A 14,786-nucleotide genomic window follows, 5' to 3' on the forward strand; every position below is an offset into this window, starting at 1 on the left:
CGCGGTCGGTCAAGGGTCCCGGCCCCCGTCCGGGGACGGGTCGCGGACCGCCGCACGGCAGACGCGGGAGAGGGAGATTCATGGCGCGAGGCACGCTGTCCGAGGACGTTCAGGCGCAGATCAAGCAGCTCATTCTGGAGCGCGGGCTCACCCCCGGCGACCCGCTGCCCACCGAAGCCGATCTCGTCGCCCTCCTCGATGTCAGCCGCAACTCCGTCCGTGAGGCGCTGAAGGCGCTCCAGGCCATGCGCATCGTCGAGATCCGGCACGGCTTCGGCACCTACGTCGGCCCCCTCACCCTCGAACCGTTCGTCGAGGGCATCGCCTTCCGTGCCGCCGTCCGCCACCACCAGGGCGAATCCAGCCTCTACGAGCTGATGGAGGTCCGCGAGGCGCTGGAGTCCGGACTGATCGCCACCGTGGCCCGCGATCTGCCGCCCGAGGACCTCGCCGTCCTCAAGGGGCTCGTCGCCCGGATGGGGGAGGAGGCCGCCGCCGGGCACGTCGACGGCGCCACCGACCGCGCCTTCCACCTCGCCCTCTACCGCTCCCTCGGCAACCAACTGCTCAGCGACGTCCTCGACGCCTTCTGGGACGCGCTCCGCCGGGTCCGCGACGACCTCGCCGACGGCCCCCAGGACCCGCGGGTGACCCACCATCAGCACGCCGAGATCGTCGCCGCCCTGGAGGAGGGCGACGGTGACCGCGCGGTCGAGGCCATGCACCGCCACTTCGGCGACATCCGGCGACGGCTGGCGGAGTAGGGGCGGACGCGGGCGAGATGCCGCAGGTGCGGGGTGGCTGCGGCGCGGGCCCGGACCGGCCCTGGCGGCGCTCCCGGGCGGGCGTGGGGTGACGCCCCGGGGGGCGCGGCTCGGGCGGCTGCCCGGGGTGCCCCGCGCGGACGGCTCCGAGGGCGCCCTGTGCGGCCGGCTCCGAGGGGCCTCGCACAGCGGTTCTCCCGGGAGTCGGCCGCTCGTGTCTCTCCCGGCCGCCCGGCGGCGCCCCGGGCGGGACGGATGCGGCCCGGGCGGCGGGATGCCTCGCGCGAGCCGATCCCCCCACCCACCGGCCACGACCCGGCAGTCGCCCGCCCTCGCCCCGCCCCCCAACCGGCCCCAGTTCACCGCAAGTTAACGCTCCGTCAGTTATCTCGTAGCCGACCCCCGCGACACGAAACCGGGATATGTCCGGTCTCTTGACGCTCTATGGGGCGCTCCTTATGGTCACCGCAGGACGAGGGACGTCCTACGTCCGGCCGATGGGGGTGCCCCGTGGCATACGAGACGTCGGTGCCGTACCGCGCCGGGGACGACAGTCGCACCGCCTTCCGTATCCCCGCCGTCGTGCGCGCCCGCTCCGGGGCGCTCCTCGCCTTCGCCGAGGGGCGCCGTCACTTGGCCGCCGAACTGCCCGGCGGCACGCTCCACCTCGTCACCCGCGACCAGGCGCCCGCCGCCCGGCGCCGCGCCGCCGCCCGTTCCGCCGACGGCGGCGCCCGCCTCACCACGCCGTTCCGCCCGCAGGCAGGGGCGACCGGCCCCGCCCGCCAGGGCCGCCCCCTCTCCCTCGACGGCCACGGCACCCTGCCGCACTCCGGGCCCGCCGACCCGGCCGCCCGCGCGCGGATGACCGTCCGCGCCGACCGCCACCACGGCCGCGCCCGGCGCCCCGTCCACACCGTCTCCGGCCGCCCAGCCGCCTACGGCGCCCTCGTCCGCACCGGCCCCGCCACCGTCGGACCCCGCCGCGAAACCGGCGACGTCAGTGCGTACGCCACCCTCACCTTCCGCCGCATCCCCGTGGAGGACCTGCTGTGATCCACCGCCCGCCGCGTCGCAGAACGGTCCTGGCCACGGCAGCCGCCGCCCTCGCCGCTCCCGCCCTCGCCGGGTGCTCCGGCGCCACCGACCGGCCCGCCGCGCCCCGCCGCCGGAAGAAGGGCGAGAAGATCCGGCTCACCTTCTGGTCCTGGGTCCCCGGTATCGACAAACCCGTCGATCTCTGGAACCGCACCCACCCCGACGTCCACATCACCGTCGAAAAGGTCTCCGCGGTGGGCGGCCAGCAGTACGCGAAACTGCACGCCGCCATCAAAGCCGGAAATCCGCCGGATCTCGCCCAGATCGAATACCCCGTCCTGCCCGGATTCCTGCTCGACAACGGCCTTTACGACCTCGCGTCCCTCGGCGCCGCCCGGCACCGGAAACGCTTCGTCGGCTGGCAGTGGCGGCAATGCGTCTTCGGCGACGGCATTTACGCCGTTCCCCAGGCATCCGGCCCCATGGCCCTTTTCTACCGGCACGACCTCTTCGGGAAATGGGGCATCGAACCCCCGGAAACCTGGGACGCGTACGAAGCCGCCGCCATCGCCATCCGCGAAAAAGGTGCCTGGATCGACACCTTCGCCCCCGCCAACGGCAACCGCTTCGCCGGTCTCGCCTGGCAGGCGGGCGCCGCCTGGTACACCGTCCGCGGCGAGACCTGGACCGTCAGCCTCGACGACGCCCCCACCCGCCGCGTCGCCGATTACTGGCAGTCCCTCGTCGAAAGGAAACTCGTCAAGACGATTCCGGACCGGCAGAACGCCTGGTACAAGGACATCCAGACCGGCGCCATGGCCGCCTGGATCGGCGCCGCCTGGGGCGATGCGCTGCTCGCCGGAAACGCCCCCGCGACCGCCGGGAAATGGCGCGTGGCACCCCTCCCGCAATGGAGGAAAGGCGCCGACGCGCAGGCGAACTGGGGCGGCTCCACCACCGCCGTGCTCGCCGCCGCCTCCTATCCCGAGGACGCCCTGGAATTCGCCCTCTGGCTCAACACCGACCCGCGATCCCTCGCCCTTCTCATCGACGGCGGATACGGATTCCCCGGAGCCGCCACCGGCTACGCCACCGCGGATCTCGACGCCGAACGCACCTTCTTCGGCGGCCAGGAATACGGCAAGGTCTTCGCCGCCGCCGGCGCCCACGTCGACACCGCCTGGCGCTGGGGCCCCGGTGTCGACACCCTCTACCAACGCCTCGGCGACGCGTTCACCCGCGCCCTCGGCGACGGCACACCGTTCCGCGCCGCCCTCGCCGACGTCCGGCGCGCCACCGTCACCGACCTCCGCGACAAGGGCCTCGACGCGGTGAGCGGCACATGAGCCGCACCGTCCCCGACCGCCCGCGCGCCCCCCGCGCGCAGGCCCGCCCCGCACGCCCCCCGCGCGTCCGCCCCGCCGCCCGCGCCCGGAGCCGGCACACCCGCGCCGCCGCCGTCCTCCTCGCGCCCTTCCTCGGCCTCTTCGCGCTCTGCTTCCTCGCCCCGCTCGCCTACGCGGTGTACGAGAGCCTCCACCGCACCCACCGCACCGGACCGCTGGGGCTCGGAGGTCACCCCACCGAGACGTTCGCCGGGCTGGACAACTACGCGCGGGCCCTCGGCGACCCCACCTTCCTCGCCGGCTTCGGCCGCGTGCTGCTCTTCGGCGCCGTGCAGATCCCCCTGATGATCGCGCTGGCCACCGCCCTCGCCCTCCTCCTGGAGAGCGCGAGCGCCCGCGGCGTCCCCTTCTTCCGGACCGCCTTCTTCCTCCCGTACGGCGTCCCCGGCGTCATCGCCTCACTCCTGTGGGGCTTCCTCTACGTCCCCGGGATCAGCCCGCTCGTGGAGATCGCCGGGCAGTTGGGCGTCCACGTCGACTTCCTCGCCCGTGACACCGTCCTGTGGTCCCTCGCCAACATCGTGACCTGGCAGTTCACCGGCTACAACATGCTCGTCCTGATCGCCCAGCTCAAGGCCGTACCACCGGAGCTGTACGAAGCCGCCCGTATCGACGGGGCGAACGCCTGGCAGCTCGCCCGGCACGTCAAGCTCCCGCTGATCCGGCCCGCGCTCGTCCTCACCGGGCTCTTCAGCATCATCGGCACGCTCCAGCTCTTCGCCGAACCGATGGTGCTGCGCCCCCTCGCCGCCACCATCGACTCCGGCTACACCCCCAATCTGCACGCCTACAGCGCGGCGTTCACCGGCGACAATCCGCACACCGCCGCCGCCGAGGCGGTGCTGCTCGCCCTCGTCGCCTGCGTCCTGTCCTTCGGCTTCCTGCGGCTCGCCGGACGCGGAACGGACCGCGGATGACCGCCCCGCCGCTGCGCCACCGCATCCTGACCGCCACCCTCCTGACCGTCGCCGCCCTCTACTTCCTCACCCCCGTCTACTGGCTCGCCGTCTCCGCCACCAAGAGCACCGCCGACCTCTTCGGCACCTTCGGCTTCCGGCTCTCCCACCCCCACCTCCTCGACCGCCTCGGCGCCGTCCTCACCTACGACCACGGTGTCTACCTCCGCTGGTTCGCCAACTCCCTGCTCTACGCCGGGATCGGCGCCACCGCCGCCACCCTCCTGGCCGCCGCCGCGGGCTTCGCCCTCGCCAAGTACCGCTTCCGCGGCCGCGAGACGGTCTTCCGGGTGGTCCTCGCCGGGGTCCTGCTCCCGGGCACCGCCCTCGCCCTGCCGCTGTACTTCCTCTTCGGCGGTCTCGGCCTCGCCGACACCTACTGGGCCGTCCTGCTGCCCGGCACCGTCAGTCCGTTCGGCGTCTACCTCTGCCGCATCTACGCCACCGCCGCCGTCCCGGACGCGCTCCTGGAGGCGGCCCGTCTCGACGGCGCGGGCGAGACGCGGATCTTCGCCGCACTCGGGCTGCGGCTGATGACGCCCGCCCTCGTCACCGTCTTCCTGTTCCAGTTCGTGCACATCTGGAACAACTACTTCCTGCCGCTGGTCATGCTCTCCGACTCGCGGCTCTACCCCGTCCAGCTCGGCCTCACCACCTGGACCGGCTACGCCGACCGCCTCCCCGTCCTCTACCAGTACACGGTCGGCGGCGCGCTCCTCTCCGTCGTCCCGCTGATGATCCTGATGGCGGTCCTCCAGCGGTACTGGCGCACCGGGCTGGCCGACGGCGGTCTCAAGGCGTGACGGGGGCGCTCCCGCGGCGCCCCGGAACAAGATCGACAAGGTTGTCCACAGGCTGATCCGCGTCCCCGCCGCCCATGGCACCATCACTGCCATGACTACTGCTGACCAGACCCCCGCTGCCGATCCCGCCCTCTCCGAGAACGTCGCGACCCGCGCCAAGGCCGCCCTCAAGCGCGACCCCTGGGACCTGCCCGACGTCTCCGGGCAGATCGTCGGCGTCCTCGGCGGCACCGGTGACCAGGGCCGCGGCCTCGCCTACCGGCTCGCCAAGGCCGGACAGAAGGTGATCATCGGCTCCCGCGCCGCCGACCGCGCGCAGAGCGCCGCCGCCGAACTCGGCCACGGCGTCGAGGGCGCCGACAACGCCGAATGCGCCCGCCGCAGCGACATCGTGATCGTCGCGGTGCCCTGGGACGGCCACGCCAAGACCCTCGAATCCCTCCGGGAGGAGCTGGCCGGCAAGCTCGTCATCGACTGCGTCAACCCCCTCGGCTTCGACAAGAAGGGCGCCTACGCCCTCAAGCCCGAGGAGGGCAGCGCCGCCGAACAGGCCGCAGCCCTGCTGCCGGACTCCCGCGTCACCGCCGCCTTCCACCACCTCTCCGCGGTCCTCCTCCAGGACCCGGAGACCCACGAGATCGACACCGACGTGATGGTCCTCGGCGAATCCCGCGCCGACACCGACCTCGTCCAGGCCCTCGCCGGCCGCATCCCCGGCATGCGCGGCGTCTTCGCCGGCCGCCTGCGCAACGCCCACCAGATCGAATCCCTCGTCGCCAACCTGATCTCCGTCAACCGCCGCTACAAGGCTCACGCGGGCGTGCGGCTCACGGACGTCTGAGCCGCGGGGACCGGCCGGGGCCGGCCGCGGACGGGCGCCTGACGGCGGGCGTCCGGGCGCCGGGCCCGGCCGTGTCCCGGGCCCGGCCGTGTCCCGGGCCCGGCCGTGTCCCGGGCCCGGCCGTGTCCCGGGCCCGCCGTGTCCCGGGCCCGGCGGGCGTACGGCCGGTCGTTCGGGCGTACGCCCGTGCTCGGCGGGGGAGCGGCCGGTGCGGGGCGGTCCGGCGGGGGCGTGCCCGGCGCCGCCCCGCCCGGTGAGGGGGCGCGGCCGGTCCGGCGCACCCCGGCCCCGACCCCCGCCGGGCCCGGGGATCTCATGGGGGACACTGGGAGGGACCACACCATTCCCGACAGGAGCCGACCCCCATGCCCTCCGTTCCCTCGTCCCGCCCGGCCCCGCGACTGGCCGTCTTCGCCGTCGTGGTCTGCGTTCTCGCCGTGGCGGCAGCCGTCGTCTCGTTCGTCCGGGGTAGCTGGCTCGGCGTCGTCTGGATCCTGATGGCCGGGATCTCCAGCAACATGGCGTGGTTCTACGTCCGCCGTGACCGGCTGGCCCGCGCCGCCGAGGCGGAGCCGGCGGGCACGGGACTCTGAGCCGGCGGGACGGGCCCGGCGGGCGCGGCCCGCGCCCGTCCGGTCACCCCACCGGCACCTGCGGCTCGCCCTGCCAGAAGCGGAAGAATTCCTGGCCCCAGTAGGAGTCCCAGCGGGAGACGCCGAGGGTGTCGAGGACGGTGTCCACGAGCTGGAAGAAGACGTGGTTGATCTCCGGGACCCACAGCAGACCGAAGACGGCCAGCAGACCGAACGGCGCGAACGGGGCCACCTGGCGGCGCAGGGCGGGGGAGAGCCAGGGCTCGATGATGCCGTAGCCGTCCAGACCCGGGACGGGCAGGAAGTTGAGGATCGCCGCCGTCACCTGGAGCAGAGCCAGGAACGCCAGGGCGTAGCGGAACGGGTCGGGGACGCCGGCCAGCGAGTGGAGCCAGAAGGGCGCGCTGACGACGGCGGCGAAGACGATGTTCGTCAGCGGACCGGCGGCGGAGATCAGACTGTGGCGCCAGCGGCCCCGGATGCGGCCCCGTTCGATGAAGACGGCGCCGCCGGGCAGACCGATCCCGCCCATGATCACGAAGATCACCGGCAGCACGATGCTCAGCAGGGCGTGGGTGTACTTGAGCGGGTTCAGCGTCAGATAGCCCTTGGCGGCCACGGAGCCGTCGCCGCTGTGCAGCGCCGTCCTGGCGTGCGCGTACTCGTGGAGGCAGAGCGAGACGACCCAGCCGGAGACGACGAAGAGGAACACCGCGAAACCGGTGCTCGCGGCGAGCTGTTCGCTCCAGACGGCCCATCCCGAGACGGCCATTACCGCCACGAGGGCGAGGAAGACCGGGCTGACGCGGCGCTCGGCGTGCCGTATGGCGGTGGTCATCGTGCGGGGCTCCCAGAGGCGACGGCGGTGGACGTGCGTACGCGGTGTGGCCGGGCCGCACGGTACGGGTGACGGTAGCCCGACCGTATCGGCGGCGGGGCGGTCCGCGCACGGTGCGGGGGAGGGGTTCCGCAGGAGGCGTGCGCCGTACCCGCGTGCGCCCCGGTGCCGGGCGCGGGCCGGCCGCGTGGCCGTCCGCCCGCCCCGTGCGGAAGGCGTGCCACCGGTTCCCGGTACGGAATCCGGTGGTCGCGGGGCGGGCGGACGGGAGAAGGTGGGGCGGGCCCGTTCCGGGGGCGGCGGGCCGTACGGGGAGGAAGAGGGCGGCAGGTGACCGACAATGTTCGGGTGCGGTACGGAATTCTGGGCACGACGCAGGCGCTGAGGGCGGACGGGACGGCCGTGCCCCTCGGGGGCGCGCGGCTGCGCGCGCTGCTGGCCGCGCTCGCCCTGCGGCCGGGCCGCGCGCTGCCCACCGACGCGCTGATCGCGGACATCTGGGGGATGGACCCGCCGGCGGACGCGCACGGCGCGCTCCAGGCGCTGGTCGGACGGTTGCGGCGGGCCCTGGGGCACGCCGCGGTCGTCTCCGCCGACGGCGGCTACCGGCTGTGCGCGGCGCCGGACGCGGTGGACCTGCCGCGCTTCGAGCGGCTGGCCGCGGACGGCGCCGCCGCGCTCACCGCCGGCGACCCGCACCGCGCCGCCGCCCTGCTGGACGAGGCGCTGGCGCTGTGGCGGGGCCCCGCCCTCGCCGATCTCCCGGCGGCCCGTGCGGACGCGGTCCGGGCCGAGCGGCGGCGGCTGGACGCCCGCCGGGTGCGCCACGCCGCCGATCTCGCCCTCGGGCGGGCCGAGGAGGCGCTGCCGGGGCTGGACGCGCTGTGCCGGGACCACCCGCTGGACGAACCGCTCCAGGCGCTGCGGCTGCGGGCCCTGCGCGCCGCCGGCCGCCCCGCGCAGGCGCTCGCCGCGTACGAGGAGATCCGGGTGCACCTCGCGGACCGGCTCGGCGCCGACCCCGGCCCCGAACTCCGCGTGCTGCACGCCGAGTTGCTCGACCCCGTGGCGGGGGAGGGGAACCGGCCGGAGCCCGCACCGGGCGCCGCGGTACGGAACGGCGCCGGCCCGGCCCCGGGCACCCCCGCCGCACGGACCGGCCCCGTACCTGTCCCGCCGGAGCCCGGCCCCGCACCCGTACCGGACGCGGACGGGAACGCGCCGGAGCCCGGGGACATGCCGCCCGCGCCCGGGAGCGCTCCGCGTCCCCCGGACGGTGAGCCCTCCCCGGCCGCCCGCCCCGCCGCGGCGGCCCCCGCGCCGCGTCCCGGGAATCTGCGGGCGCGCCGTACCTCGTTCGTCGGGCGGGGGCGGGAGCTGGCGGGGCTGCGGGCGGATCTCGCCACGCACCGGCTGGTGACGCTGCTGGGGCCGGGCGGGGCGGGCAAGACCCGGCTGTCGCAGGAGGGCGCGGAGGCCGCCGCGGCGGCGCTGCCGGATGCCTGGCCGCAGGGCGTGTGGCTGGCGGAGCTGGCGCCGGTCGACGATCCGGCGACGGTGCCGGAGGCGGTACTCACCGCCCTCGGCGCCCGCGAGACGGTGGTCCGCGGCTCCACCGCGGAGGGGCTGCGCGCCGCCGGTGACCCGACGGCGCTCGATCCGCTGGGCCGCCTCGCCGAGCACTGCGCCGACCACCGGATGCTGCTCATCCTCGACAACTGCGAACACGTCATCGGCGCCGCCGCGGCCCTCGCCGAGCGGCTGGTCGGCGACTGCCCCGGTGTGACGGTCCTGGCGACGAGCCGGGAGCCGCTGGCCGTACCCGGGGAGGTGCTGCGCCCGGTGGAGCCGCTGCCCGACCCGGTGGCGCTGCGGCTCCTCGCCGACCGGGGCGCCGTCGCCCGGCCGGGCTTCCGCCTCGACGACGACCCGGCCGCCTGCGCCGAGATCTGCCGCCGGCTGGACGGTCTGCCGCTCGCCGTCGAACTGGCCGCCGCCCGGCTGCGGATGCTCTCCCCGCGGCAGCTCGCCGACCGTCTCGACGACCGGTTCCGGCTGCTGACCAGCGGCAGCCGTACCGCGCTGCCCCGCCAGCAGACGCTGCGCGCCGTCGTCGACTGGTCCTGGGACCTCCTCGACGCGCCCGAACGCGCCGTGCTGCGGCGGCTGTCCGTCTTCGCCGGGGGCTGGGACCCGGAGCTGGCCGAGGAGGTCTGCGCGGGCGACGGCGTCGACCGGCGGGAGGTCGCCGCCCTCCTCGGCTCGCTGATCGACAAATCGCTGGTGGTCGCCGCCCCGGCGGCGGACGGCCGGATGCGCCACCGCCTCCTGGAGACCGTCGCCGAGTACGCGGGCGAGCGGCTGGACGAGGCGGGCGAGCGCGCCGCCACCGAACGCCGCCACCTCACCGCCCACCGCGAACTGGCCCGCACCGCCGACCCGTTGCTGCGCGGCCCCGGCCAGCGGACCTGGCTGGGGCGGCTGGAGCAGGAGCACGACAACCTGCGGACCGCGCTGCGCCGCGCCGTCGCCGCGGGCGACGAGCACGAGGCGCTCTGCCTGGTGCTCTCCCTCCAGTGGTTCTGGACGCTCCGCGACCACCGGGCCGACGCCCGTACCTGGTCGCAGGCGGCGGCCGCGATGGGCCCGAACCCGTTCCTGCCGCCCGTCACCCCCGCCCCCGATCTCTACGAGCGGCCGATCGACGCGCCGCCCCCGATGAGCGCCGAACAACTCCTGGAGGCCCGCCGGGAGGTGCGGCTGGTGGAGCTGTCCAGCGCGGAGAACTACGCGGAGCTGCTGGAGGCCCCGGGGCGGAAGGAGGAGCTGGCCGGGATCCTCGTCGCGTACCGCGCGGGCATGCCGCAGACCTGCCGGGTGCCGGGCGTGCTCTGGTACTACCCGGTGCTGCTCTCCGGCCGGCAGCCCGATCTGGCGGACCTCGCCGACGAGGGCGTGGCCACCTGCCGGAAGCTGGGCTACGAGTGGGAGCTGGCCTTCGTCCTGCAACTGCGGGCGAAGATCCTCAACGACCGGCCCGGCGCGCTGGAGCAGGCGAGCCGGGACGCCGACGAGTCGCTGCGGCTGTTCATGGCGCTCGGCGACGACTGGGGCGTCGCCGAGGCGCTCTCCGGACGGGGCGAGGCCCGGTCGGCGCACGGCCGGTACGCACTCGCCGCCGACGACTACCGTGCGGCGATGCGGTACGCCGAGGAGCTGGGCGCCCACGGCCAGACGCTGATCCTGCGCACCCGGCTCGGCGGCGTGCTCGTCGAGGACGGGCGGGACGAGGAGGGGGAGCGGCTGCTGCGCGAGGTCCTGGCGGAGGCCGAGAGTGTCGCCGCCGGGCGGGACGCGATCCCGTTCGCGCGGCTGACGCTGGCGACGCAGATGATGGTGACCGGCCGTCCGGACACCGCGTACGAGCAACTGGTGCGGGTGCGGGGCGAGGCCCTGAGCTGGGGCCCGGAGCTGTTCGTCGGGATGGTGGACGCGGCGCTGGTCGCCGTGGACATCGAGCGGGGGCGCCCCGAGGAGCTGCTGCCGCGGCTGCGGGGCGCCCTCGGGCGGATGCGGGACCCGCTGACCCGGATGGTCGCCCCGGACCTGCCGGTGACGCAGTTGGTGACCGGCGCGCGGGCGCTGCTCGCGGTGCACGGCGAGCGCGCCGGGCGGGACGCGGCGCGGCTGGTGGGTGCCTTCGACGCGCTGTGGTCGCGGGCGCACGTCCCGCAGCGGCTGATCCGGCACACCCGGGCGGCGGCGGAGGCGGAGATCCGCGCGGCGGTCGGCGACGCGGCGTACGCGCGCGGACACGCCGAGGGCGGCGGCCTCTCGTTGGACGAGGCCACCGCCCTCATCTGACGCGAGCCGGGCGAAGGTCTCCCGGGGCGGTGGCCCCGGGCGCGTCAGGCCGGTGCCCGGCCGGCGGCGGACGCTCCCGCCACCGGCGCGGTGCGGTGCCGCGGGGTGCCGCACCACGGGTCAGGTCTTCGTACGGAACTTCTTGACCGCCAGCGGCATCGTGACCGCGGTGATCACCAGCGCCCAGCCGAGGGTGATCAGCACGGGGTGGGCGACGGGGCCGTGCCCGTTGATCAGGGCGCGGGCGGCGTCGGCGAGGTTGGAGAGCGGATTGACCTCGGTGAAGCCCTCCAGCCAGCCGGGCATCGACGCGGTCGGCGCGAAGATCGACGAGCCGAACTGGAGCGGCATCAGGACGATCATCGCCAGCCCCTGCACCGCCTGGGGCGTCTTCACCGACAGCCCCAGCAGGATGAAGATCCACATCAGGGCGGCGCCGAAGAGCGTCGACAGGGCGACCGAGGCGAGGAACGGCAGGAAGCCGCCCTTGATCTCCAGACCCAGCAGGAAGCCCATGACCAGCAGGATCGTGGTGGCGATCAGCATCCGGCCGATCTCGACGACGATCTTGGCGATCAGTACCGAGGAGCGGGCTATCGGCATGGTCCGGAAGCGGTCCATGACGCCCTTGCGGAAGTCCTCGTTGACGCCGGTGCCCACCGCCATGGCGATGTTCATGCCCATCATCGCCATCATGCCGGGCACCAGGTACTGCACGTACTCCTGCTGATGGCCCTTGCCGGCGATGGCGCCGCCGAAGACGTAGACGAACAGCAGGATGAAGATGACCGGCATCAGCAGGACGTCGAACATTGACTCCGGGTCGTGCTTGATCTGGAGGGCGTTGCGCCGGGCCAGCGCGGCGATGTGGCGCAGATTGGCGCGCAGCCCGATCCGGCCCTCGTCGGAGCCCGGCTTCGCCGCCGCCGGCGGTGTCAGTGTGGCGGCACTCATGCCGATACCTCCGCGTACTGGTCGTTCGCCCCGTCGTCGGCGGCGGACGCCTCCGAGGACTTCTGGCCGGTGAGGGCGAGGAACACCTCGTCCAGGCTGGGCAGATGGGTGCTGATCCCGGCGAGGGCGACACCGCGGCTGCCCAGCAGGCCGATCACCGCGGTCAGTTGCTCATCGCTGATGATGGGGACGTTGACGACCCCTTCGGCGGGGTCGGGGGTCGCGCCGCCGATGCCGTCGAGTCCGGCGTCGGCCAGCGCCGCGGCCACCGTGTCGAGGGCGGTGGGGTCGGCGGGCCGGACCTGGAGGGTGCGGCCGCCGACCTTGGCCTTCAGTTCGTCGACGAGGCCCTCGGCGATGACCCGGCCGCGGTCGATGACGGTCAGCTCGTTCGCCAGTTGTTCGGCCTCCTCCATGTACTGCGTGGTCAGCAGCACGGTGGCGCCGTCGCGGACCATGCGCTGCACCTCGTCCCACACCTCGTTGCGGGTGCGCGGGTCGAGGCCGGTGGTCGGCTCGTCCAGGTAGAGGACGGCGGGCCGCCCGATCATGGAGGCGGCGAGGTCGAGGCGGCGGCGCATCCCGCCGGAGTACTTGGCGGCCGGGCGCTTGGCGGCGTCGGTGAGCGAGAACCGCTCCAGCATCTCGTCGGCGCGGCGCCGGGCGTCCTTGCGGGACAGATCGAGCAGCCGGCCGATCATGTAGAGGTTCTCGAAGCCGGAGAGCTTCTCGTCGACCGAGGCGTACTGGCCGGTCAGCCCGATGGTGCGGCGCAGCGCGCGCGGCTGGCGCACCACGTCGTACCCGGCGACCACGGCGTGCCCGGCGTCCGGGACGAGCAGTGTGGACAGGCAGCGGACAAGCGTGGTCTTGCCGGCGCCGTTCGGTCCGAGGACGCCGAGCACGGTGCCTTCGCGCACGTCCAGGTCCACCCCGTCGACGGCTTTCACATCGCCGAAGTGCTTGACCAGACCGCGCACCTCCACGGCGTTGCCGCCCCGGGGGGTCTTCGTCTGTCGTGTCATGCCCCCTACGGTGCCGGGCCCCACCGACACCGCACCGACAACCCGCCGATACGAACGGGACGCCGTCGTTCCAGGGGTGGGGACGTACGGGCGCCGGCCCCTGGAACGCGGGCGTACCGGCCCCTTCCACGGACGGGGACGGCCTTGGAACGGCGGGGTGCCGTCCCGGGAACGCGGACGTGCCCCGGCTCTGGAACACGGGTGCCGTCCCGGGAACGCGGACGTGCCCCGGCCCTGGAACACGGATGCCGTTCCGGGAACGCCCGCGCACCGGCCTGGAACGCGGGCGTTCCCGGGACGCGCGGTCTAGTGGAACGTGTGCCGTTCCGCCGGGAACGTCCCGGCGACGACCTCCTCGGCGAACTCCTTCGCCGCGCCGCCCAGCAGCTCCCGCAGCGCGAGGTACTGCTTGACGAACTTCGGCACCCGGCCGGCGGTCATCCCGGCCATGTCCGTCCACACCAGCACCTGGGCGTCGCACTCCGCCCCGGCGCCGATGCCGACCGTCGGGATGTGCAGCGACCGCGTGACCTCGGCGGCCAACTCCGCCGGGACCGCCTCCAGGACCACCGCGAACGCGCCCGCGTCCTGCACCGCCTTGGCGTCCCGCAGCAACTGCTGCGCCGCCTCCTCACCACGGCCCTGGACGGGGTAGCCGCCGTACGCGTGGACCGACTGCGGGGTCAGCCCGATGTGCGCCATGACGGGGATACCGGACGACACCAGCAGCTCCACCTGGTGCGCGGAGCGCTCCCCGCCCTCCAGCTTCACGGCCCCCACGCCGGCCTCCTTGACCAGCCGGGTGGCGCTGCGCAGCGCCTGCACGGGGCCCTCCTGGTACGCGCCGAACGGCAGGTCGGCGACGATCAGGGCGCGCTCGGTGCCGCGGACGACGGCGGCGGACAGCAGGGTGATCTCGTCCATGGTGACCGGCACGGTCGACTCGTAGCCGAGGTGGCAGTTGCCCATCGAGTCGCCGACGAGCAGGACGGGGATGCCCGCCTCGTCGAGGACCGACGCGGTCATCGCGTCGTAGGCGGTCAGCATCGGCCATTTCTCGCCGCGCTCCTTGGCGGCGGCGATGTCGCGGACGGTGACCCGGCGGGAGCGGGTACCGCCGTAGAGGGACTTCACGGACCCGGCGGGCGTCGCCGCGGGCTCCGCGGCCGGTTTCCGGGCAGGCGAAAGCTGCGTCATGGTGACGGCTCCTGTTCTCATCTCGAAGCGCCCTGACGGCGTCTCCGGACTCCCCTCCATGCTGGCACGCGCCCCCGGGACGGGAAAGAGGCGGGCCACCCGGCGAGGGCGGGACGGGACGGGCCGCCCGGCGTGTGGGACGGGGGCCGGGCCGCGCGGGACGGGGCGCCCGTCCGTGGGACGGGGCGCCCGTCCCTGGGATGGGGCGCCCGTCCCGCGCCGCCGCCGGGCAGCCCGCGCCCGGCCTTCGTGCGTCGCGCCCCGGCCCCGTGCGTTCCCGTTCCGGCTTCGCCCGTCCCGTTCCCGCCTGTCCCGCCCGTGTCCGTCCCCGTTCCAGCTTCTCGTCCGTTCCCGCGCCCGTCCGTCCGCGTTCCAGCCTCCCGTCCGTCCCCGCGCCCGTCCGTCCGCGTTCCAGCCTCCCGACCGTCCCCGTTCCGCCGCGCCCTTCCCCTCCCCGGGGCGCGCCCGGCAAGGGCAGCGATACGGAACGGGGCCGTATCGAAAGGC

The 14,786-nt window shown here is 74.7% G+C and carries 12 protein-coding genes; 8 read left to right on the forward strand and 4 right to left on the reverse strand.

Annotation, left to right across the window (positions count from 1 at the left end; all coding sequences use genetic code 11):
- Positions 1-80: 80 nt before the first annotated feature.
- The 7 genes from ACGH2B_RS20775 (at position 81) to ACGH2B_RS20805 (ending at position 6,401) form a co-directional block, all read left to right on the forward strand.
- Positions 81-764 carry a FadR/GntR family transcriptional regulator gene (locus tag ACGH2B_RS20775; protein ID WP_399091812.1) on the forward strand — a complete coding sequence of 228 codons (684 nt, stop codon included), beginning with the start codon at positions 81-83 and terminating at the stop codon, positions 762-764.
- 510 nt (positions 765-1,274) lie between these two features.
- Entirely contained in the window at positions 1,275-1,820 is a 546-nt protein-coding gene (locus ACGH2B_RS20780) for a hypothetical protein (protein ID WP_399091815.1), read from the forward strand.
- Positions 1,817-3,148 carry an ABC transporter substrate-binding protein gene (locus ACGH2B_RS20785; protein WP_399091818.1) on the forward strand — a complete coding sequence of 444 codons (1,332 nt, stop codon included), beginning with the start codon at positions 1,817-1,819 and terminating at the stop codon, positions 3,146-3,148. The genes ACGH2B_RS20780 and ACGH2B_RS20785 overlap by 4 nt, the downstream gene beginning before the upstream one ends.
- The gene (locus tag ACGH2B_RS20790) at positions 3,145-4,125 is read left to right on the forward strand and encodes a carbohydrate ABC transporter permease (RefSeq protein ID WP_399091821.1); all 981 of its coding nucleotides are present in this window, start codon (positions 3,145-3,147) and stop codon (positions 4,123-4,125) included. Before ACGH2B_RS20785 ends, ACGH2B_RS20790 begins: the two co-directional genes overlap by 4 nt.
- On the forward strand, positions 4,122-4,967 hold the full coding sequence (locus ACGH2B_RS20795) for a carbohydrate ABC transporter permease (protein WP_399091824.1): 846 nt from the start codon (positions 4,122-4,124) through the stop codon (positions 4,965-4,967). The genes ACGH2B_RS20790 and ACGH2B_RS20795 overlap by 4 nt, the downstream gene beginning before the upstream one ends.
- Before the next feature lie 91 nt (positions 4,968-5,058).
- Positions 5,059-5,808: an NADPH-dependent F420 reductase gene (gene npdG, locus ACGH2B_RS20800; protein ID WP_399091827.1), complete on the forward strand. Its 750-nt coding sequence runs from the start codon at positions 5,059-5,061 to the stop codon at positions 5,806-5,808.
- A 365-nt stretch (positions 5,809-6,173) separates the two neighbouring features.
- The gene (locus tag ACGH2B_RS20805) at positions 6,174-6,401 is read left to right on the forward strand and encodes a hypothetical protein (RefSeq protein WP_399091830.1); all 228 of its coding nucleotides are present in this window, start codon (positions 6,174-6,176) and stop codon (positions 6,399-6,401) included.
- Between the two features lie 43 nt (positions 6,402-6,444).
- On the opposite strand, the gene ACGH2B_RS20810 is transcribed toward ACGH2B_RS20805, so the two are convergent.
- Positions 6,445-7,239: a site-2 protease family protein gene (locus tag ACGH2B_RS20810; protein WP_399091833.1), complete on the reverse strand. Its 795-nt coding sequence runs from the start codon at positions 7,237-7,239 to the stop codon at positions 6,445-6,447.
- Between the two features lie 330 nt (positions 7,240-7,569).
- Between ACGH2B_RS20810 and ACGH2B_RS20815 the strand changes: the two genes are divergently transcribed.
- A complete protein-coding gene (locus ACGH2B_RS20815; protein ID WP_399091836.1) occupies positions 7,570-11,103 on the forward strand; it encodes an AfsR/SARP family transcriptional regulator in 3,534 nt (1,177 codons plus the stop codon).
- 120 nt (positions 11,104-11,223) lie between these two features.
- Here the strand turns inward: ACGH2B_RS20815 and ACGH2B_RS20820 are convergent, their stop codons facing one another.
- The 3 genes from ACGH2B_RS20820 to panB all read right to left on the reverse strand — a co-directional run bounded on the left by ACGH2B_RS20820 (position 11,224) and on the right by panB (position 14,279).
- Entirely contained in the window at positions 11,224-12,057 is an 834-nt protein-coding gene (locus tag ACGH2B_RS20820) for an ABC transporter permease (RefSeq protein WP_399091839.1), read from the reverse strand.
- Complete coding sequence (locus ACGH2B_RS20825; protein WP_399091842.1) at positions 12,054-13,082, reverse strand: ATP-binding cassette domain-containing protein; 1,029 nt, start codon at positions 13,080-13,082, stop codon at positions 12,054-12,056. The genes ACGH2B_RS20820 and ACGH2B_RS20825 overlap by 4 nt, the downstream gene beginning before the upstream one ends.
- 306 nt (positions 13,083-13,388) lie before the next feature.
- A complete protein-coding gene (panB, locus tag ACGH2B_RS20830; RefSeq protein ID WP_399091845.1) occupies positions 13,389-14,279 on the reverse strand; it encodes a 3-methyl-2-oxobutanoate hydroxymethyltransferase in 891 nt (296 codons plus the stop codon).
- Positions 14,280-14,786: the final 507 nt, after the last annotated feature.

The organism is Streptomyces sp. BBFR2 (assembly GCF_044497305.1).
GTDB lineage: Bacteria > Actinomycetota > Actinomycetes > Streptomycetales > Streptomycetaceae > Streptomyces.

Bases quoted from the DNA above. Each gene is read 5' to 3' on its own strand.
- ACGH2B_RS20805 (WP_399091830.1), top strand. From the start codon at position 6,174: ATGCCCTCCGTTCCCTCGTCCCGCCCGGCCCCGCGACTGGCCGTCTTC.
- ACGH2B_RS20775 (WP_399091812.1), top strand. From the start codon at position 81: ATGGCGCGAGGCACGCTGTCCGAGGACGTTCAGGCGCAGATCAAGCAG.
- ACGH2B_RS20810 (WP_399091833.1), bottom strand. From the start codon at position 7,239: ATGACCACCGCCATACGGCACGCCGAGCGCCGCGTCAGCCCGGTCTTC.
- panB (WP_399091845.1), bottom strand. From the start codon at position 14,279: ATGACGCAGCTTTCGCCTGCCCGGAAACCGGCCGCGGAGCCCGCGGCG.
- ACGH2B_RS20790 (WP_399091821.1), top strand. From the start codon at position 3,145: ATGAGCCGCACCGTCCCCGACCGCCCGCGCGCCCCCCGCGCGCAGGCC.
- npdG (WP_399091827.1), top strand. From the start codon at position 5,059: ATGACTACTGCTGACCAGACCCCCGCTGCCGATCCCGCCCTCTCCGAG.
- ACGH2B_RS20825 (WP_399091842.1), bottom strand. From the start codon at position 13,082: ATGACACGACAGACGAAGACCCCCCGGGGCGGCAACGCCGTGGAGGTG.
- ACGH2B_RS20795 (WP_399091824.1), top strand. From the start codon at position 4,122: ATGACCGCCCCGCCGCTGCGCCACCGCATCCTGACCGCCACCCTCCTG.
- ACGH2B_RS20820 (WP_399091839.1), bottom strand. From the start codon at position 12,057: ATGAGTGCCGCCACACTGACACCGCCGGCGGCGGCGAAGCCGGGCTCC.